General features: G+C 74.1%; 17 protein-coding genes. All 17 read left to right on the top strand.

Annotated features, from left to right (window positions below; genetic code table 11):
* The first annotated feature begins 146 nt into the window (after window positions 1–146).
* Genes ACI8AD_RS04155 through ACI8AD_RS04075 form a run of 17 tightly spaced genes read left to right on the top strand, consistent with a single transcriptional unit; the run spans window position 147 to window position 19469 of the window.
* Window positions 147–509 (top strand): NADH-quinone oxidoreductase subunit A, encoded by a 363-nt coding sequence (locus ACI8AD_RS04155; RefSeq protein ID WP_456869269.1) that lies wholly within the window; start codon window positions 147–149, stop codon window positions 507–509.
* 57 nt (window positions 510–566) lie between these two features.
* On the top strand, window positions 567–1232 hold the full coding sequence (locus tag ACI8AD_RS04150; protein WP_089402066.1) for a NuoB/complex I 20 kDa subunit family protein: 666 nt from the start codon (window positions 567–569) through the stop codon (window positions 1230–1232).
* Complete coding sequence (locus ACI8AD_RS04145) at window positions 1229–1969, top strand: NADH-quinone oxidoreductase subunit C (RefSeq protein ID WP_456869268.1); 741 nt, start codon at window positions 1229–1231, stop codon at window positions 1967–1969. The genes ACI8AD_RS04150 and ACI8AD_RS04145 overlap by 4 nt, the downstream gene beginning before the upstream one ends.
* Window positions 1966–3288 (top strand): NADH-quinone oxidoreductase subunit D, encoded by a 1323-nt coding sequence (locus tag ACI8AD_RS04140; protein ID WP_456869267.1) that lies wholly within the window; start codon window positions 1966–1968, stop codon window positions 3286–3288. Before ACI8AD_RS04145 ends, ACI8AD_RS04140 begins: the two co-directional genes overlap by 4 nt.
* Window positions 3285–4337 (top strand): NADH-quinone oxidoreductase subunit NuoE, encoded by a 1053-nt coding sequence (gene nuoE / locus ACI8AD_RS04135; RefSeq protein ID WP_456869266.1) that lies wholly within the window; start codon window positions 3285–3287, stop codon window positions 4335–4337. Before ACI8AD_RS04140 ends, nuoE begins: the two co-directional genes overlap by 4 nt.
* 3 nt (window positions 4338–4340) lie before the next feature.
* A complete protein-coding gene (gene nuoF / locus ACI8AD_RS04130) occupies window positions 4341–5669 on the top strand; it encodes an NADH-quinone oxidoreductase subunit NuoF (RefSeq protein WP_456869265.1) in 1329 nt (442 codons plus the stop codon).
* Entirely contained in the window at window positions 5666–8170 is a 2505-nt protein-coding gene (locus tag ACI8AD_RS04125; RefSeq protein ID WP_456869264.1) for an NADH-quinone oxidoreductase subunit G, read from the top strand. Before nuoF ends, ACI8AD_RS04125 begins: the two co-directional genes overlap by 4 nt.
* Window positions 8170–9693 (top strand): NADH-quinone oxidoreductase subunit NuoH, encoded by a 1524-nt coding sequence (nuoH, locus tag ACI8AD_RS04120; RefSeq protein WP_456869263.1) that lies wholly within the window; start codon window positions 8170–8172, stop codon window positions 9691–9693. The genes ACI8AD_RS04125 and nuoH overlap by 1 nt, the downstream gene beginning before the upstream one ends.
* Window positions 9686–10324 (top strand): NADH-quinone oxidoreductase subunit NuoI, encoded by a 639-nt coding sequence (nuoI, locus tag ACI8AD_RS04115; protein WP_456869262.1) that lies wholly within the window; start codon window positions 9686–9688, stop codon window positions 10322–10324. The genes nuoH and nuoI overlap by 8 nt, the downstream gene beginning before the upstream one ends.
* Window positions 10321–11109 (top strand): NADH-quinone oxidoreductase subunit J, encoded by a 789-nt coding sequence (locus ACI8AD_RS04110; RefSeq protein WP_456869261.1) that lies wholly within the window; start codon window positions 10321–10323, stop codon window positions 11107–11109. Before nuoI ends, ACI8AD_RS04110 begins: the two co-directional genes overlap by 4 nt.
* Window positions 11106–11405, top strand: a complete 300-nt coding sequence (nuoK, locus tag ACI8AD_RS04105) for an NADH-quinone oxidoreductase subunit NuoK (protein ID WP_456869260.1) — start codon at window positions 11106–11108, stop codon at window positions 11403–11405. Before ACI8AD_RS04110 ends, nuoK begins: the two co-directional genes overlap by 4 nt.
* An 18-nt stretch (window positions 11406–11423) precedes the next feature.
* On the top strand, window positions 11424–13328 hold the full coding sequence (nuoL, locus tag ACI8AD_RS04100; RefSeq protein ID WP_456869259.1) for an NADH-quinone oxidoreductase subunit L: 1905 nt from the start codon (window positions 11424–11426) through the stop codon (window positions 13326–13328).
* A 46-nt stretch (window positions 13329–13374) separates the two neighbouring features.
* Window positions 13375–15081, top strand: a complete 1707-nt coding sequence (locus tag ACI8AD_RS04095; protein ID WP_456869258.1) for an NADH-quinone oxidoreductase subunit M — start codon at window positions 13375–13377, stop codon at window positions 15079–15081.
* Window positions 15078–16625 carry an NADH-quinone oxidoreductase subunit NuoN gene (gene nuoN / locus ACI8AD_RS04090; RefSeq protein ID WP_456869257.1) on the top strand — a complete coding sequence of 516 codons (1548 nt, stop codon included), beginning with the start codon at window positions 15078–15080 and terminating at the stop codon, window positions 16623–16625. The genes ACI8AD_RS04095 and nuoN overlap by 4 nt, the downstream gene beginning before the upstream one ends.
* Window positions 16625–17680, top strand: coding sequence for a polyprenyl synthetase family protein (locus ACI8AD_RS04085; RefSeq protein WP_456869256.1), 1056 nt, complete (start codon window positions 16625–16627; stop codon window positions 17678–17680). The genes nuoN and ACI8AD_RS04085 overlap by 1 nt, the downstream gene beginning before the upstream one ends.
* A 41-nt stretch (window positions 17681–17721) precedes the next feature.
* Window positions 17722–18933, top strand: coding sequence for a PQQ-dependent sugar dehydrogenase (locus ACI8AD_RS04080; protein ID WP_456869255.1), 1212 nt, complete (start codon window positions 17722–17724; stop codon window positions 18931–18933).
* A complete protein-coding gene (locus ACI8AD_RS04075; RefSeq protein ID WP_456869254.1) occupies window positions 18930–19469 on the top strand; it encodes a phosphotransferase-like protein in 540 nt (179 codons plus the stop codon). The genes ACI8AD_RS04080 and ACI8AD_RS04075 overlap by 4 nt, the downstream gene beginning before the upstream one ends.
* The last annotated feature ends 1 nt before the right edge of the window (window position 19470 follow it).

Genomic DNA, 19470 nt, shown 5'->3' with positions numbered 1-19470 from the left:
CGGGCCGGTCCGTGACCGGACCGTGACCGCCGGAAGTGAACTCACTCACCCCCCGTGCTTCCGATCCCGAGTCCCGCGGCATAGGCTCGTGGCACCGCGTTTGTGAACTTTTTCACAAGCGCACGAGCACGTGAGGGGAGGCGCCGGTGCTCTCGACCTATGTCCCGATCGTGGGCCTGTTCGCGCTGGCTGCGGCCTTCGCGCTGTTCTCGGTGGCGGTCGCGCCGTTCGTCGGCCCGCGCCGCTACAACCGGGCCAAGCTCGAGGCCTACGAGTGCGGCATCGAGCCGGTCGACCAGCCGCTGCACGGCGGCCGGTTCCCGGTGAAGTACTACCTGACGGCGATGCTCTTCATCGTCTTCGACATCGAGATCGTCTTCCTCTACCCGTGGGCCGTCGCCAACGACGCGCTCGGCGTCTTCGGCCTGGTCGAGATGATCGTGTTCATCGGCACCGTCTTCCTCGCCTACGCCTACGTCTGGCGGCGCGGCGGCCTCGAGTGGGACTGACGAGCACCACCCCCACGCAGACGACAGCGGGAACGACGACGACGGCAGGGAGCTGACATGGGTCTCGAGGAGAAGCTGCCCAGCGGCTTCCTGCTGACCTCGGTCGAGAAGCTGGTCAACTGGACGCGGAAGTCCTCGCTGTGGCCGGCCACCTTCGGCCTGGCCTGCTGCGCCATCGAGATGATGGCCACCGGCGCCGGCCGCTACGACCTCGCCCGCTTCGGCATGGAGGTCTTCCGCGCCTCCCCGCGCCAGGCCGACCTGATGATCGTCGCCGGGCGGGTGAGCCAGAAGATGGCGCCGGTCCTGCGGCAGATCTACGACCAGATGCCCGAGCCGCGGTGGGTGCTCGCCATGGGCGTGTGCGCCAGCTCCGGCGGGATGTTCAACAACTACGCGGTGGTGCAGGGCGTCGACCACGTCGTCCCCGTGGACATGTACCTGCCCGGCTGCCCGCCGCGGCCGGAGATGCTGATGGACGCGATCCTCAAGCTGCACCACAAGATCCAGCACGAGCCGCTCGGGGAGCGGCGCGCCCGCCAGCTCGAGCGCGACCGCGCCGAGGGCCGCGCCCGCGACCTGCTGGTCGAGATGCCCTCCACCGTGCGGGTGGACAAGGAGGCGCGGCGCGCCTACGAGGAGGCGGCGGCCGCCGGCCGCACCGGCCAGTTCCTCATCGAGCGGCGCGGCGGGCACGTGATCGAGCCGGAGAAGACCCGGTGACCGGCCCCGGTGACCGCTCCGGCCGCGACGAGGCGGCCGAGGGCGCGTACGCGGCGAGCGGCGGCTTCCGCAAGGGCGCGTTCGGCGTCTCCGGCAGCGGCGACACCTCCGGCTTCGGCGGGCTGGTGCGGGTCGAGCCGGGGGGCGCGGTGGCGCTGCACTCCACCGAGCGCCCCTACGGCGGCTGGTTCGACGAGGTGACCGACGCGCTCACCGAGGCGGTCGGCGAGGCCACCTACGCCGCCGCGGTGCGGCGGGTGCTGGTCGACCGCGGCGAGATCACCTACTTCGTCGCCCGCGAGCACCTGCTCACCCTCGTGCGGGCGCTGCGCGACGACGACGCGCTGCGCTTCGAGCTGTGCAGCAGCGTCTCCGGCGTCGACTACCTCGACAGCGGCGGCCCGGCCGCCGGTCCCGGCCGGCCGCGGCTGCACGTCGTCTACCACCTGACCTCGATGACCTTCCGGCGGCGGATCCGCCTGGAGGTCGCCGTGACGGCCGAGGACCCGCACGTGCCGTCGGTGGCGCCGGTCTACCCGACGGCGGACTGGCACGAGCGGGAGACCTACGACATGTTCGGCGTCGTCTTCGACGGGCACCCGGCGCTGACCCGGATCCTCATGCCCGACGACTGGGACGGCCACCCCCAGCGCAAGGACTACCCGCTCGGCGGCGTGCCCGTGGAGTACCACGGCGCCGCGATCCCGCCGCCCGACACCCGACGGGCCTACCGATGAGCACCACGTACGACCCCTACGCGGGGTCCCGCCAGACCACCGAGGGCCGCGTCTACACCGTCACCGGTGGGGACTGGGACCAGACGCTCGGCGTCGACCTCTCCGGCGAGGAGCGGCTCGTCGTCAACATGGGGCCCCAGCACCCCTCGACGCACGGCGTCCTCCGCCTGGTCCTCGACCTGGAGGGCGAGACGGTGACCAAGGCGCGGGTGGTCATCGGCTACCTCCACACCGGCATCGAGAAGAACGTCGAGTACCGCAACTGGGTGCAGGGCACGACGTTCGTGACGCGGATGGACTACCTGTCCCCGCTGTACAACGAGGCCGGCTACTGCATGGCCGTCGAGAAGCTCCTCGGCATCGAGGTGCCACAGCGGGCCCAGACCATCCGCGTGCTGGTCATGGAGATCAACCGGATCGCCTCCCACCTGGTGGGCCTGGCCACCGGCGGGATGGAGCTCGGCGCGCTCACCGGCATGACCAACGGCTTCCGCGAGCGCGAGCTGTGCCTCGACCTGCTCGAGGAGATCACCGGGCTGCGGATGAACCACGCCTACATCCGGCCCGGCGGGGTGGCGCAGGACCTGCCGCCCGGCGTCGAGGGGTCGATCCGCGAGTGGCTCGCCGTCATGCCCGAGCGGCTGGCCGGCTACCACAAGCTGCTCACCGGCCAGCCGATCTGGCAGCGGCGGCTCAAGGACGTCGGCTACCTCGACGTGACCGGGTGCGTGGCCCTCGGCGTCACCGGCCCCGTGCTGCGCGCCGCGGGACTGCCGTGGGACCTGCGCAAGGTCGAGCCCTACCTCGGCTACGAGACCTACGACTTCGAGGTGCCCACCGCCGACACCTCCGACGCGTGGGGCCGCTACCTGGTGCGCATGGCCGAGATGTTCGAGTCGCTCAAGATCGTCGAGCAGGCGCTCGACCGGCTCGAGCCCGGCCCGGTCATGGTCGAGGACCGCAAGATCGCCTGGCCGGCGCAGCTGTCGATCGGTGCCGACGGGATGGGCAACTCCCTCGAGCACGTCCGGCACATCATGGGCACCTCGATGGAGGCCCTGATCCACCACTTCAAGCTGGTCACCGAGGGCTTCCGGGTGCCGGCCGGGCAGGTGTACGTGCCGGTCGAGTCACCGCGCGGGGAGCTCGGCTACCACGTGGTCAGCGACGGCAGCACCCGGCCGTGGCGCGTCCACGTGCGCGACCCCAGCTTCGTCAACCTGCAGGCCACGGCGGCCATGAGCGAGGGCGGCATGATCGCCGACGTCATCGCCGCCATCGCCTCGATCGACCCGGTGATGGGGGGTGTCGACCGGTGAGTTCCCTGCCCGGATCGGCGGAGGGTGCGGCGACGACGGGGCTGGTCGACAGCCCCGTCGAGCCGGCCCCGGCCGACCTGCCGCCGCTGCCCGAGCAGGCCCGGCTCGAGGCGCGGGAGATCATGGCCCGCTACCCGCAGCCGCGCTCGGCGCTGTTGCCGATGCTGCACCTGGTGCAGAGCTACCAGGGGTACGTCAGCCCCGAGGGCATCGCGCTGTGCGCCGAGGAGCTCGGGCTGACCCGCGCGGAGGTCGGCGCGGTCGCGACCTTCTACACGATGTACAAGCGCCGCCCGACCGGCCGGCACGTCGTCAGTGTCTGCACCAACACGCTGTGCGCCGTCCTCGGCGGGCAGCGGATCATGGACGCGCTCTCCGCCGACCTCGGCGTCCACCACGACGAGACCGCGGCCGACGGCTCGGTCACCCTCGAGCACGCCGAGTGCCTGGCCGCCTGCGACTACGCGCCGGTGGTCACCGTCGACTACGAGTTCTACGACCAGCAGGACGTCGAGAGCGCCCGCGCGCTGGTCGCCGCGCTGCGCCGGGGCGAGAAGCCGCACCCCACCCGCGGCGCCCCGCTCACCGACTTCCGCGGCGTCTCCCGGCAGCTCGCGGGCCTGTCCCAGCACGCCGACGCCGGGGCCGCGCGCGCCGCCGTCGACGCCGAGGGGCAGTGGGGCCCGACGCTGGCCGGCGTCCGGCTGGCCGCCGAGCGCGGCGAGGCCGCCCCGCCGATGGACGGCCCCGAGCCGCAGCCCGCCGACGCCGGCGCACCCGCCGCCACTGTCGCGCCGGACGGCGACTCCGGGCAGACGCCGGAGAAGGAGGCCGCGGACGCCCGCGTCGCCGCGGCCGACACCCCCGCCGAGCGGGCCGGCGCCGCCGAGACCCACCCCGACCGCGGGACCGAGTACGGCCGGGCGACCCCCGGCGGCTCCCGTCCCACCCCCGACACCCCCGCGGGCACCGAGCCGGGCACCTCCGGCCAGGGCCCGACCTCCTCGGGGTCGCCCAGCCCGAATCCACCCGGCACCCGGGAGGCCTGACCCGTGCCCCTCACCCCCGTCCTCACCTCGCGCTGGGGCGCCGACCAGCCGTGGCGGCTGGCCACCTACGAGTCCCTCGACGGCTACGCCGCGCTGCGCACCGCCCTGACCATGCAGCCCGACGAGCTGGTCTCGCTGGTCAAGGAGTCGGGCCTGCGCGGCCGCGGCGGCGCCGGGTTCCCCACCGGCATGAAGTGGAGCTTCATCCCGCAGCCCAAGCCGGGGGAGACGCCCACCGGCCCGGCCGCGATGCCCAAGTACCTCGTGGTCAACGCCGACGAGGGGGAGCCGGGCACCTGCAAGGACCTCCCGCTGATGATGACCGACCCGCACTCGCTGATCGAGGGCGTGATCATCTCCGCGTACGCGATCCGCTGCCGGTTCGCCGTCATCTACGTCCGCGGCGAGGCGGTGCACGCCCACCGCCGGCTGGTGTCGGCCGTCGAGGAGGCCTACGCGGCCGGGTACCTCGGCACCGACGTCCTCGGCTCGGGCTGGGACCTCGAGCTGGTCGTGCACGCCGGCGCCGGGGCCTACATCTGCGGCGAGGAGACGGCACTGCTCGACTCGCTCGAGGGCTACCGCGGCCAGCCGCGGCTCAAGCCGCCGTTCCCGGCCGTCGCCGGGCTCTACGGCGCCCCGACCGTCATCAACAACGTCGAGACGCTGGCCACCGTGCCGTTCGTCGTCCGCGGCGGCGCCGAGTGGTTCAAGCAGTTCGGGCCGGAGAAGTCACCGGGCCCCAAGATCTACTCGCTCTCCGGCCGGGTGGTGCGCCCGGGCCAGTACGAGGCCCCCATGGGCACCACCATGCGCGAGCTGCTGGAGATGGCCGGCGGCGTGCGCCCGGGTCACGAGCTCAAGTTCTGGACGCCGGGCGGCTCCTCGACGCCGTACTTCACCGCCGAGCACCTCGACGTGCCGCTCGACTTCGACTCCGTGGCCGCGGCCGGCTCCATGCTCGGCACCACCGCGCTCATGGTGTTCGACGAGACCGACTCGATCGTCGAGGCCACGCTGCGGTTCACCGAGTTCTACGCCCACGAGAGCTGCGGCAAGTGCACCCCGTGCCGCGAGGGCACCTACTGGCTGGTGCAGGTGCTGCAGCGGCTGGTCGACGGCCGGGGCACCGCCGCCGACCTCGACCTGCTCACCGACACCTGCGACAACATCCTCGGCCGGTCGTTCTGCGCGCTCGGCGACGGCGCGACCAGCTGCATCACCAGCTCGCTCAAGTACTTCCGCGACGACTACGTCGCCCTGCTGCCGCCCGAGGAGCGCGCCCGGCTGGGCCGCTCCCTGCGCCTCGAGCCCGTCGGAGTCGCCTCGTGACGTTGACCCCGGTCAGCCCGGAGCCCGCGGCGGCGGTGCCGCCGGGCGCCCCCGGACCGCACACCCCGCCCGACGCCGTCCACTGCACCATCGACGGCTTCGACGTCGCCGTGCCGAAGGGGACGCTGATCATCCGGGCCGCCGAGATGATCGGCGTGCAGATCCCGCGGTTCTGCGACCACCCGCTGCTCGAGCCCGTCGGCGCCTGCCGGCAGTGCCTGGTCGAGGTGGAGGGCCAGCGCAAGCCGGTGGCCTCCTGCACCATGCCGGTCACCGAGGGCATGGCGGTGAAGACGCAGCTGACCAGCGCGGTCGCCGACAAGGCGCAGCAGGGCACGATGGAGCTGCTGCTGATCAACCACCCGCTGGACTGCCCGGTCTGCGACAAGGGCGGCGAGTGCCCGCTGCAGAACCAGGCGATGAGCAACGGCCGCGCCGAGTCCCGCTTCGTCGACGTCAAGCGGACCTACCCCAAGCCGCTGCCGATCAGCACCGAGATCCTGCTCGACCGGGAGCGCTGCGTGCTCTGCGCCCGGTGCACCCGCTTCTCCCAGCAGGTGGCCGGCGACCCGTTCATCGAGCTGTTCGAGCGGGGCGCGCTCGAGCAGGTCGCCGTCGCCGAGGACGAGCCGTTCTCCTCCTACTTCTCCGGCAACACCACGCAGATCTGCCCGGTGGGCGCGCTCACCAGCGCGCAGTACCGGTTCCGCTCGCGGCCCTTCGACCTGCGCAGCGAGCCCTCGGTGTGCGAGCACTGCGCCTCGGGCTGCTCGATGCGCACCGACTACCGGCGCGGCAAGGTCATGCGCCGGCTGGCGGGGGAGGACCCCGCGGTCAACGAGGAGTGGACCTGCGACAAGGGCCGCTTCGCCTTCCGCTACGCCGCCACCAACGACCGGCTGACCACGCCGCTGGTCCGGCGCGACGGGGTGCTCGAGCCGGCGTCGTGGCCGGAGGCGTGGGAGGCCGCCGCCGAGGGGCTGCGCGCCGCGCGCGCCGCCGGCGGGGTCGGCGTCCTGCCCGGGGGCCGGCTCACCGTCGAGGACGCCTACGCCTACGCGAAGTTCGCCCGGGTGGCGCTGCGCACCCACGACGTCGACGCCCGGGCCCGCGCGCACTCCGCCGAGGAGCAGGCCTTCCTCGCCGCGCACGTCGCCGGCACCGGCCCCGGCTCCGGCGCGGTCACCTACGACGACCTCGCCGCCGCCCCCGCCGTGCTGCTGGCCGGGTTCGAGCCGGAGGAGGAGTCGCCGATCGTCTTCCTCCGCCTGCGCAAGGCCGTGCGCAAGGGCACGCTGCGCGTGTTCGACCTCGCGCCGTTCGCCACCCGCGCGGCGCACAAGCTCCAGGCCACCGTGCTGGTCACCCGACCCGGCGACGAGGCCCGCGCGCTGGCCGCGCTGGCCGAGGGCAGCTGGGGCGGCCCGGCGGTCGAGGCGCTGCGGCAGCCCGGCGCGGTGGTCCTGGTCGGCGAGCGCCTGGCCGAGGTGCCCGGAGCGTTCAGCGCGGCGGTCGCCCTGGCCCGCGCCGCCGGCGCCCGCGTGGCGTGGGTGCCGCGACGGGCCGGCGAGCGGGGCGCGGTGGAGGCCGGCGCGCTGCCCGGGCTGCTGCCCGGCGGCCGGCCGGTCGACGACCCCGTCGCCCGCGCCGAGGTGGCCACCGTCTGGGGCGTCGACCCCGTCGACCTGCCGGCCACGCCGGGGCGGGACACCACCGGCATCCTCACCGCGGTCCGCGACGGACGGCTGGCCGGCCTGGTGGTCGGCGGCGTCGACCCCGCCGACCTGCCCGACCCCGCGCTGGCCGGGGCCGCGCTGGCCGCGGCGGCGTTCGTCGTCAGCCTCGAGCAGCGGCCCAGCGCCGTCACCGAGCACGCCGACGTCGTCCTGCCGGTCGCCGCCGCTCCGGAGAAGGCGGGCAGCTACCTCGACTGGGAGGGCCGGGTCCGCCCGTTCGACGCCACGCTGCACGGCACCGGGCAGCTGCCCGACGGCCGCGTCCTGCACGGCCTGGCCGAGTACCTCGACGTCGACCTGCGGCTGCCCGAGCCCGGGGCCGCCCGCGCCGAGCTCGCCGCCCTCGGGCTCGCCGGCGCCCGCGCCGACGGCGCCGACCTCGACGTGCCCCCGGCCGTCGTCCCCGAGCCCGGCGACGGCGAGGCGCTGCTGGCCTCCTGGCGGCAGCTGCTCGACGTCGGCACCCTGCAGCGTGACGAGCCCGAGCTCGCCGGCACCGCCCGCCCGCCGGTGGCCCGGCTGTCCCCCGACGCCGCGGCGCGCCTCGGCCTGGCCGAGGGCGACCCGCTCACCGTCACCGGCCCCACCGGGTCGGTGACCCTGCCGGTGTGCCTCACCCCGATGCCCGACGACGTCGTGTGGCTGCCGATGCGCTCCCCGGGCAGCGAGGTCCGCACCGGCCTCGGCACCGGTCCCGGCGGCGTCGTCCGGCTCAGCGGTCCCCGCCACGGCGCCGTCGCCTCCGGCGCGGGAGGGATCGCCTGATGCTGCTCGCCGCACCCGACCAGCCGACGCTCGAGGACTTCGGGCACGACGTCTGGTGGATCGTCCTCGTCAAGATCGTCGGCGTCTTCGTCGTGCTCGTGTTGATGACGCTGTTCGCGATCGTCTTCGAGCGCAAGGTCGTCGCCCGCATGCAGCAGCGCTCGGGCCCCAACCGGGTGGGCCCGCGCGGGTCGCTGCAGAGCCTCGCCGACGGGCTGAAGCTGGCGTTCAAGGAAGACATCATGCCGGCGCTCGCGGACAAGCCGGTCTACTTCCTGGCCCCGGTCATCTCCGCCGTCCCGGCGTTCCTGGCCTTCTCCGTCATCCCGCTGGGCCCGACGGTGAGCATCTTCGGCGAGCGCACCCCGCTGCAGCTCACCGACGCCCCCATCGGCGTGCTCGTCGTGCTGGCCTGCTCGGCGATGGGCGTCTACGGCATCGTGCTGGCCGGCTGGGCGTCGGGCTCGACCTACCCGCTGCTGGGCGGGCTGCGCAGCGCCGCGCAGATGGTCAGCTACGAGATCGCGATGGGCCTGTCGATCGTCGCGGTGTTCCTCTACGCCGGGACGATGTCGACCTCGGAGATCGTCGCCGCCCAGGCCGACGGCCCGCAGCTGTCCTTCTTCGGTCTGGAGTTCACCGGCCCGGGCTGGTTCTCGATCCTGCTGCCGGTCAGCTTCGTCATCTACGCGATCGCCGTCGTCGGGGAGACCAACCGGGCGCCCTTCGACCTCCCCGAGGCCGAGAGCGAGCTGGTCGGCGGCTTCCACACCGAGTACACGTCGCTGAAGTTCGCGCTGTTCTTCCTCGCCGAGTACATCAACATGGTCACCGTCTCCGCGCTGGCCGCGACGCTGTTCCTCGGCGGCTGGCGGGCCCCGTGGCCGCTGTCGATCTGGGACGGCGCCAACTCCGGCTGGTGGCCGCTGCTGTGGTTCGTCCTCAAGGTGGTCGCGGCGCTGTTCGTGTTCATCTGGCTGCGCGGCACGCTGCCCCGGCTGCGCTACGACCAGTTCATGCGCTTCGGCTGGAAGGTCCTCGTGCCGACGGCGCTGGTCTGGATCCTCGCCGTCGCCACGATGCGCACCGTCTCCCGCGAGACCGACCTGTCCACCGGCCAGGTCGCGGTCTTCGTCGGCGTGCCGATCGCGCTGCTGGTCCTGCTCGGCCTGTCGCTGGCCAGCCGGGCGAGCAACCGCGACACCCGGCTCATGGCCGCCGAGGCGGCCGCCGGCGAGGTGCACGCCGTCGACCCCGATCCCGACCCCGAGGTGCTGCCCCCGGCCGGACCGCGGCGCCGCCCGGCGCAGCGCACCGGTCCCGCCCGCGCCGAGGGCGGTTTCCCGGTGCCGCCGATGGACCTCACCGTGCCCCCCTCGCCGCGGCTGCGCCGTGCCGAGCGGGTCGCCGAGCCGGTGGGCGCGGGCCGCCCCGAGGGCGGCGTGGTGAGCACCGGACGCCGTGGCGCCGGCAGCTCGACGGGCAGCACCGCCACCAGCGCACAGGAGGACTCCGATGTCTGAGCGGACCCCCGCGGGGGCCACCCCGGCCCGGCGCGGCGGCGGTGAGGTCGAGCGGGCCGGCCGCGACGCCGGCACGCCCGCGCCCCGCCGCAGCCTGCTGCCGGCGCCCGGTCAGGGCTTCGGCGTCACCTTCGGCCAGATGTTCAAGAAGGTGACCACCGAGCAGTACCCGGAGACCCCCAAGGTCACCAAGCCGCGCTACCACGGCCGGCACGTGCTCAACCGGCACCCCGACGGGCTGGAGAAGTGCGTCGGCTGCGAGCTGTGCGCCTGGGCCTGCCCGGCCGACGCGATCTACGTCGAGGGCGGGGACAACACCGAGGACGCCCGCTACTCGCCCGGTGAGCGCTACGGCGCCGTCTACCAGATCAACTACCTGCGCTGCATCTTCTGCGGGCTGTGCATCGAGGCGTGCCCGACCCGCTCGCTGACGATGAGCAACGACTTCGAGCTGGCCGACGACGACCGGCGCGACCTGATCTACACCAAGGAGCAGCTCATGGCGCCGCTCCTGCCCGGCATGGAGGCCCCGCCGCACCCGATGCGGCTGGGCGACGACGAGAAGGCGTACTACGTCCGCGAGCCCCAGCAGGGTTCCCCCGCGGAGCCGGTCACGGTGGAGCGGGCATGACCGACGTCGCCATCGGCACCGGCGAGGCCGTCGTCTTCTGGATCCTGGGGCCGGTCGCGCTCGCCGGCGCGCTCGGGATGGTGTTCAGCCGCAACGCCGTGCACTCGGCGCTGTGGCTGGTCACCACCATGCTGTCGCTGGGCGTCTTCTACGTCGTCCAGTCGGCGCCGTTCCTCGGCGCGGTGCAGATCATCGTCTACACCGGCGCGATCATGATCCTGTTCCTGTTCGTGCTGATGCTGGTCGGCCGGGACTCCTCCGACTCGGTCGTGGAGACGCTGCGCGGGCAGCGGGTCGCGGCGACCGTGCTCGGCGTCGGCTTCGCCGGCCTGGTCGGGGCCGGCATTGCCCGTGCCACCCAGGAGACCGGGGTCGAGGGCCTCGGCGACGCGGGCGGCACCGGCAACATCGAGACGATCGCCGAGGTGCTGTTCACCCGGTACCTGCTGGCCTTCGAGGTGACCAGCGCGCTGCTGATCACCGCCGCCGTGGGCGCGATGGTGCTGGCCCACGTCGAGCGCGAGCCCGGCAGCCGGCAGACGCAGAAGGAGCTCTCGCGGGCCCGGTTCCTCACCGACCGGCCGCAGACCCTGCCCGGCCCCGGCGTCTTCGCGCGGGCCAACTCCGTGGCCACCGGCGCGCTGCTGCCCGACGGCCGCACCGCCGAGGACAGCCTGGCCACCGGCATCGAGCCCCGGGAGGTCGAGCAGATGCCCCGTCCCACCGGCCGCGCCCAGCTGGGCAGCCCCGACGCCGCCCTCGGCACGACGGACGACCCGCGATGACCGTCACGCACTACCTGGTGCTCGCGGCGATCCTGTTCACCATCGGGGCGGTCGGCGTGCTGGTGCGGCGCAACGCGATCGTCGTGTTCATGTGCATCGAGCTGATGCTCAACTCGGTGAACCTGACCCTGGTCACCTTCGCCCGGGCCACCGGCACCATCGACGGCCAGATCATGGCGTTCTTCGTCATGGTCGTCGCCGCGGCCGAGGTCGTCGTCGGCCTGGCCATCATCATGTCGATCTACCGGACCCGCCGGTCGGCGTCGGTCGACGACGCCAACCTGCTCAAGTACTGACGGGAGCCGGCACACCTGATGGACACCGTCGCGGCCGAGGGCCTGCTGTCCGCATCCTGGCTGGTGATCGCCCTGCCGCTGCTCGGCGCGGCGGTGCTGCTGCTGGGCGGCCGGCGCACCGACGCCTGGGGCCACCTGCTGGGGACGGCGACCGTCGTCGCCGCGTTCGTCCTCGCCCTGCTGTGCACCGTGCAACTGGCCGGCGTCGAGGGGCACGCGGTCGATGTCGAGCTGTTCACCTTCGTCGCCACCGGGTCGCTCGACGTCGGCGCCGGGCTGCTCCTCGACCCGCTGTCGGCGACCTTCATGCTCCTGATCACCGGCGTGGGCGGGCTCATCCACGTCTACTCGATCGGCTACATGGCGCACGACCCGCGGCGGCGCCGGTTCTTCGCCTACCTCAACCTGTTCGTCGCGGCGATGCTGCTGCTCGTCCTCGGCGACAACTACGTGGCCCTCTACGTCGGCTGGGAGGGCGTGGGCCTGGCCTCCTACCTGCTCATCGCCTTCTGGCACGAGCGCCCGGCGGCGGCGACCGCCGCGAAGAAGGCGTTCGTCATGAACCGCGTCGGCGACGTCGGCCTGGCCCTGGCGATCTTCGTCATGTTCGCCCAGCTCGGCACCGTCTCCTACGAGGGCGTCTTCGGCGGGGTGGGGGCACTGGCCGGCGGCACGCTGACGGCGCTGGGCCTGCTCCTGCTGCTCGGCGCGTGCGGCAAGTCCGGCCAGTTCCCCCTGCAGGCGTGGCTGCCCGACGCCATGGAGGGCCCGACGCCGGTCTCGGCGCTCATCCACGCCGCGACGATGGTGACCGCCGGCGTGTACCTCATCGCCCGCTCCGCGCCGATCTACGACCTCACGCCCACCGCCCGCGGCGTCGTGCTGGCCGTCGGCGCGATCACGCTGCTCTACGGCGCGATCGTGGGCTGCGCGTACGACGACATCAAGAAGGTGCTCGCGTACTCCACGGTCAGCCAGATCGGCTACATGTTCCTGGCCGTGGGGCTCGGCCCGGTCGGCTACGCCGCGGCGATCGCCCACCTGCTCACGCACGGCTTCTTCAAGGCCGGGCTGTTCCTCGGCGCCGGGTCGGTCATGCACGCGATGGGCGACGAGGTCGACATGCGCCGCTTCGGCGGGCTGGCCCGCAAGCTGCCGGTCACCTTCGTGACCTTCGGCCTGGGCTACCTCGCGCTCATCGGGTTCCCGTTCCTGTCCGGCTACTGGACGAAGGACGCGATCATCGAGGCCGCGCTCGACCGCGGCGACTGGGCGGGCTGGCTGCTCGGCGGCGTGGCCGTCCTCGGCGCCGGGCTGACCGCCTTCTACATGACCCGCCTGATGCTCATGACCTTCTTCGGCCGGCCGCGGTGGACCGAGGGTCAGCACCCGCACGAGTCGCCGCCGGTCATGACCGCGCCGATGGTGGTGCTGGCCGTCGGCTCGGTGGCCGCCGGGTTCCTGCTGGTGCAGGTCTTCCCGCTCGACACCTGGCTGGAGCCGGTGTTCGGCGTCCCCGAGGAGGCCGAGCACGTGGTCGCCCCGGCCGTCGTCGGGCTCGTCGTCACCGCCGTCATGGCCCTCGGGGTGCTGGCCGCGTGGCTGTTCGTGGGCCGCCGCGAGGTGCCCGTGGTCGCGCCGGCCCGGGTCTCGCCGGTGGTCCGCGCGGCGCGGCGGGCGCTCTACGCCGACACGGTCAACGAGTCGCTGTTCATGCGGCCGGGCCAGTGGCTGACCCGCGCGCTGGTGTGGGTGGACAACCGCGGCGTCGACGGCGCCGTCAACGGCCTGGCCGCCACGCTCGGCGGGTCCTCGTCGCGGCTGGGCCGGACGCAGACCGGCTTCGTGCGCTCCTACGCGCTCGGGATGCTCGGCGGCGCGGTCGTGGTGGCCGGGGCGCTGCTGGCGGTGACGGCGGGATGACCGGACGGGCCCGGCTGCGGACGACGGAGAACGGAGGGGCGACGGCGTGAGCGACTCCCTGCTGCTCGTGGCGATGGTCGTGGTGCCCGCGGTGGGCGCGGCGGTCGTCGCCGGGCTGCCCCGCGAGCGCACCCCGCTGGCCCGGCAGGTCGCCCTCGGCGTCAGCCTCGTCGTGCTGGTGCTCGCGGTGCTGGCCACCGTCGCCTTCGACCCCGACGGCGACCGGTTCCAGCTGACCAGCTCCGTGCCGTGGATCCCCGGCTTCGGGGTCGACTTCGCCCTCGGCGTCGACGGCATCGCGCTGGTGATGCTGCTGCTGGTCGGCGTCCTGGTGCCGGTGGTCGTGCTCGCCTCGTGGGACGACACCCCGCCGGCGCGGCGGTCGATGCGGACGTTCTTCGCCTGGCTGCTGCTGCTCGAGGCGTGCATGGTCGGCGTCTTCGCCGCCACCGACGTCTTCCTGTTCTACGTCTTCTTCGAGGCGATGCTGGTCCCGATGTACTTCATCGTGGGCAGCTTCGGCGGCCCGCGCCGGCAGTACGCCGCGGTGAAGTTCTTCCTCTACAGCCTGGTCGGCGGCCTGGTGATGCTCGCCGCCGTCATCGGGCTGTACGTGGTCAGCGCGTCGGCGGGGGAGGGCACGTTCGCCTTCGAGTCGCTGCGGCAGCTGGAGATCGACCCCGACGTGCAGCGCCTGCTGTTCCTCGGCTTCTTCGTCGCCTTCGCCATCAAGGCGCCGCTGGTGCCGCTGCACACCTGGCTGCCCGACGCCGGTGCCGAGGCGCCGATCGGCGGCGCGGTGCTGCTCGTCGGCGTGCTCGACAAGGTCGGCACCTTCGGGTTCCTGCGCTACTGCCTGCCGCTGTTCCCCGACGCCTCCCGCGACTTCGCCCCGCTGGTCCTCGTCCTCGCCGTCGCCGGGGTGCTCTACGCCGCGCTGCTGGCCATGGGGCAGAACGACATGAAGCGGCTGGTCAGCTACACCTCGATCGCGCACTTCGGGTTCATCGCGCTGGGCGTCTTCGCGTTCACCACCGAGGCCGCCACCGGCGCGGTGCTGTACATGGTCAACCACGGCATCGCCACGGGGCTGCTGTTCATCGTCGTCGGGATGCTCATCGCCCGCGGTGGCTCCCGGCTGGTCGGCGACTACGGCGGCGTGGCCAGCCGCGCGCCCAAGCTCGCCGGGGTCTTCCTCATCGCCGGGCTCGCGTCGCTGGCGCTGCCGGGCACCAACAGCTTCGTCAGCGAGTTCCTCGTGCTCATCGGGTCGTTCCCGACCCGGCCGGTGTTCACCGTCCTGGCCACCGTCGGGATCATCCTGGCCGCGCTCTACGTGCTGCTGCTCTACCAACGCACGATGCACGGCCCGCCGCGCGGCGTGCTGTTCCCCGCCGACCCCGCCACCGCCGACAGCTCCGCGGCCGGGGAGCCGGTGCCGGCCGGCGGGCACGGGGCCACGGCGGCGTCGGCCACCGCGACGGGGACGGCCACAGGGACGGCCACGGCCACAGGGACGGCGACGGCGACGCTCACCGAGGCGCCGCCCGCCCGCGCCACGACGCTGCTGCACGACCTCACCCGCCGCGAGACGGTCGTCGTCGCCCCGCTGGTGGCGCTGGTCCTCGTGTTCGGCTTCTACCCGCAGCCGCTGGTCCGGCTGATCGAGCCGGCCGTCGCGGCCACGATGAGCGACGTCGGCGCCGACCCGGCCGGGACCACCCCCGCCACCACCGAGGGGACCGACCGATGACGATCGAGGCGCCCGACCTGTCGCTGGCCGCCCTCGCCCCGCTGCTGTTCGTCTTCGGCGCGGCGTGCATCGGCGTGCTGGTCGAGGCGTTCGGCCCGCGCGATCGCCGCCACCCGGTGCAGGTCGCCGTGGCGCTGGTCGGCACCCTCGGCGGGCTGGTCAGCACGGTGCTGCTCGCCGGCACCCGCGAGGTCACCGCCGGCGGCGCGCTCGCCGTCGACGGCGCCGGGCTGTTCCTGCAGGCCACCATCGCCGGCCTCGGCGCGCTGTCCCTCCTGCTGTTCGCCGAGCGCAACCTCGACCCCGCCCGCTCGGCGTTCGTCGTCTCCGCCGCGGTGCCGGCCGGCAGCGTCCGCGACCGCGAGCTGCTCACCGTGCCGCGGGTGCAGACCGAGGTCTACCCGCTGGCCACCTTCGCCATCGGCGGCATGATGCTCTTCGTCACCGCCAACGACCTGCTGGTGATGTTCGTGGCGCTGGAGGTGCTCAGCCTCCCGCTCTACCTGATCAGCGGCCTGGCCCGCCGGCGGCGGCTGCTGTCGCAGGAGGCGGCGGTCAAGTACTTCCTGCTCGGGTCGTTCGCCTCCGCGTTCTTCCTCTACGGCCTCGCGCTGGTCTACGGCGCCACCGGCACCGTGCGGCTGGCCGGGGTGCGCGAGGCGGTCGCGGGCGCGGAGGGCGGCACGCTGGTCGTCCTCGGCCTGGCACTGCTGGTCGTGGGCCTGCTGTTCAAGGCCAGCGTCGCGCCGTTCCACACCTGGACGCCCGACGTCTACCAGGGCGCGCCCACCCCGGTGACGGCGTTCATGGCCGCCTGCACCAAGGTCGCGGCGTTCGGCGCCATCCTGCGGCTGCTCTACGTCGCCTTCGGCACCGAGGAGTGGACCTGGCGACCGCTGGTCTACGGCGTCGCCATCGTCTCCATGGTCGTCGGCGCGGTGCTGGGCCTGACCCAGACCGACCTCAAGCGGATGCTCGCCTACTCCTCGGTGGCGCACGCCGGGTTCCTGCTCACCGGCGTCCTCGGCCTGCCGGCCACCGGCGACGCCGCCGGGTCGGGCCTGCCCGCGGTGATGTTCTACCTGCTCGCCTACGGGCTGACGACGCTCGGCGCGTTCGCCGTCCTCACCCTGGTGCGCAGCGGCGACGGCGAGGCCACCCACCTGTCGCAGTGGGCCGGGCTGGCGCAGCGCTCGCCGCTGACCGCCGCGGTGATGAGCCTGTTCCTGCTCGCCCTCGCCGGGATCCCGCTCACCAGCGGCTTCACCGGCAAGTTCGCCGTCTTCCGGGCCGCCATCGAGGACGGCGCCTGGCCGCTGGCCCTGGTGGCGCTGCTGGCCAGCGCGGTGGCGGCGTTCTTCTACCTGCGGGTCATCGTGCTCATGTACTTCTCCGAGCCCGCGGTCGACGGCCCGACCGTCGGCGTGCCCGGACTGCCCACGACGATCGTGCTCGCGGTGACGGCGGCGGCCACCCTGGTGCTGGGCATCGTGCCCGGGGCGGTGCTCGGTCTGGCCGATCGGGCGGCTATCTTCGTCGGTTGATGACCGGACCCCGTGCCGCCGTCGACGGGAGCGCCCCGGCCGAGGTCTGGCACCGCATCGCCACCCCCGCGTCCACGATGGGGCCCTGGCTCCCCCCGGGGTCCCTCGGGGACTCCCTCGCCGAGGGCCTCGCCCGCGTGGAGGCGACCCTCGCCGCCGCGGTGACCAGCGAGCACCCCTTCGTCTCCGAGGCCGCCGGTCACCTCATGGCCGCCGGGGGCAAGCGGTTCCGGCCGATGCTGGCGCTGCTCGCCGCGCACCTCGGGGACGCGCGGGCACCCGAGGTGGTGCGGGCCGCCGTCGTCTGCGAGCTCACCCACCTGGCCACGCTGTACCACGACGACGTCATGGACGAGGCCGACGTGCGCCGCGGGGCGCAGAGCGCCAACAGCCGCTGGACCAACAGCGTCGCGATCCTGACCGGCGACTTCCTCTTCGCCCGCGCCTCGGACCTGCTCGCCGACCTCGGCCCCGAGGCGGTGCGGATCCAGGCGCGCACCTTCGAGCGGCTGGTCACCGGGCAGATCCGGGAGACCGTCGGCGCCCGGCAGGGTGAGGACCGGGTGGCGCACTACCTCGAGGTGCTCGCCGACAAGACCGGCTCGCTGGTGGCCACCTCCGCCCGCTTCGGGGCCTCCTTCGCCGGCGTCGACACCGCCCTCGTCGAGGCGCTGACCCGCTTCGGCGAGGAGGTCGGCGTCGCCTTCCAGCTCTCCGACGACCTGCTCGACATCGTCACCGACGGCGCCTCCGGCAAGTCCCCGGGCACCGACCTGCGCGAGGGCATCGCCACCCTGCCGGCGCTGATCGCCCTGGCCGGCGACGACCCCGCCGACGCCCGGCTGCGCGAGCTGGTCTCCCGCCCGCTGTCCGACGACGGCGAGCACGCGGAGGCGCTGACGCTGCTGCGCGGCTCCGCGGCGCTCGAGCGCGCCGGCGAGGTGCTGCGGGAGTACGCCGACCGGGCGCGCGCGTCGCTGTCGGGGGTGCCGGCGGGCGAGGTGCGCGACGCCCTGTCGGCGCTGTGCGACTACGTGGTCACCCGAACCAGCTAGCGGAACGGCGCCGTCCCCGCTGCTCGGGGATGCTCGGCGGGGTGAGGTCCGTCCCCGTCCTGCTCCTGGCCGCCGCGCTCGTGCTGACCGGCTGCTCCGCCGCCGGGACCGGCGACCTCCCCGGCGCGCAGGAGGACGAGTCGACGGCTTCCCCGCCCGGGGTCAGCGCCCCGGGCGGCCTGCCCGCGCTGCGGGTGGAGACCGTCCTCGACGGGCTCGACCACCCCTGGGACGTCGCCCGCGCCCCCGACGGGACGCTTCTGGTCGACGAGCGCGGCGGCCGGCTGACCGCCGTCGCGCCCGACGGCACCGCGCGCGAGCTCGACGCCGACCTCGCCGACCTCTTCGCCGAGGGCGAGACCGGCCTGATGGGCCTGGTGCTCAGCCCCGCGTTCGCCGAGGACCGCCGCTTCTACACCTGCCAGGGGGTCGAGGAGGACGGCGGCGCCGAGATCCAGGTGATCGCCTGGACGGTGGACGAGGACTGGACCGCGGCCACCCGCGTCGCCGACCCGCTGCTCGGCGACATCCCGGTCAACGAGGACTCCGGCCGGCACGGCGGCTGCCGGGTGCGCTTCGACCCCTCCGGGGCGCTGCTCGTGGGCACCGGCGACAACGCCGTCGGCAGCCACCCGCGGGACCTCGGCTCCCTGGCGGGCAAGGTGCTGCGCATCGACCCGGCCACCGGCGGCCCGGCGCCCGGCAACCCCTTCGCCGACGCCGCCGACCCCGACACCCGGCTGGTGCTGTCCTCGGGCCACCGCAACGTGCAGGGCATCGCCGTCCGGCCGGGCAGCGGGCAGGTCCTCACCGTCGAGCAGGGGCCCGACCGCGACGACGAGGTGAACCTGTCGGTGCCGGGCGGCGACTACGGCTGGGACCCCGACGGCGCCGGCGGGCGCTACGACGAGAGCGTCCCGATGACCGACCCCGCGATCCCCGGCGCCGTCCCGGCGGTCTGGTCCTCCGGCGACCCCACCATCGCCACCAGCGGCGCGGACGTCGTCAGCGGCCCGCAGTGGGGCGGCTACGACGGCGTGCTGCTCGTCGGCGTGCTGAAGGACACCGGCGTGCTGGCGCTGCGGCTCGACGACGCCGGCCGGCTGGTCGAGCAGTTCCGCGTGCCCGAGCTCGAGGACACCCTCGGGCGGGTGCGCTCACCGGTGTACGGCGCCGACGGCGCGCTGTACCTCACCACCGACGACGGCGGGGGCGAGGACCGCCTGCTGCGCGTCACGCCCGAGCCCCGGTGACGGTCCTGCTGGTCACCGGCGCCCAGGCGTCGGGCAAGTCGACGGTCGGGCGGCTGGTGGCCGGCCGGGCGCCCCGGGGTGTCTTCCTCGACGGCGACACCTTCTGGCAGGCGGTGGTCTCCGGCCGCGCGGACATGACCGGGGACCCGACGCCGGAGGCGCTCGAGCAGCTGCACCTGCGGTACCGCGCACTGGGGCGGGCCGCCGGGGTCTACGCGGCCGCGGGCTTCCGCACCGTCGTGGCCGACAACGTCTACGGCGCGGACCTGCAGGTCCTCCGCGACGCCGTCGCCCCGCTGCGCCTGCTGACCGTGGCCCTGACGCCGGCACCGGAGGCGGTGGTGGCCCGCGAGCGCGGCCGGGGGTCGGGTGCCTACGCGGCCTGGTCGGGGTCCGGGGCGCAGCTGCTCGACGCGGTGCGCACCTTCGACGCGTGGGTGCGGGCGACGCCGGCCGACCTGTTCCACGACTCGACCGGCGAGACCCCCGAGCAGACGGCGACCGCCGTGCTCGCCTGGGCGCTGCGGGCCCGGTAGC

The sequence above is a fragment of the Geodermatophilus sp. SYSU D00766 genome (assembly GCF_054049915.1).
The sequence above is the reverse complement of the archived record's forward strand: the minus strand, read 5'-3'. Positions and strand labels throughout refer to the sequence as shown.

What these genes read in the sequence shown, in the direction of transcription:
- nuoN (WP_456869257.1), top strand. Translation starts at nt 15,078, where the DNA reads ATGACGATCGAGGCGCCCGACCTGTCGCTGGCCGCCCTCGCCCCGCTG.
- nuoL (WP_456869259.1), top strand. Translation starts at nt 11,424, where the DNA reads ATGGACACCGTCGCGGCCGAGGGCCTGCTGTCCGCATCCTGGCTGGTG.
- ACI8AD_RS04085 (WP_456869256.1), top strand. Translation starts at nt 16,625, where the DNA reads ATGACCGGACCCCGTGCCGCCGTCGACGGGAGCGCCCCGGCCGAGGTC.
- nuoI (WP_456869262.1), top strand. Translation starts at nt 9,686, where the DNA reads ATGTCTGAGCGGACCCCCGCGGGGGCCACCCCGGCCCGGCGCGGCGGC.
- nuoH (WP_456869263.1), top strand. Translation starts at nt 8,170, where the DNA reads ATGCTGCTCGCCGCACCCGACCAGCCGACGCTCGAGGACTTCGGGCAC.
- ACI8AD_RS04150 (WP_089402066.1), top strand. Translation starts at nt 567, where the DNA reads ATGGGTCTCGAGGAGAAGCTGCCCAGCGGCTTCCTGCTGACCTCGGTC.
- ACI8AD_RS04140 (WP_456869267.1), top strand. Translation starts at nt 1,966, where the DNA reads ATGAGCACCACGTACGACCCCTACGCGGGGTCCCGCCAGACCACCGAG.
- nuoK (WP_456869260.1), top strand. Translation starts at nt 11,106, where the DNA reads ATGACCGTCACGCACTACCTGGTGCTCGCGGCGATCCTGTTCACCATC.
- ACI8AD_RS04110 (WP_456869261.1), top strand. Translation starts at nt 10,321, where the DNA reads ATGACCGACGTCGCCATCGGCACCGGCGAGGCCGTCGTCTTCTGGATC.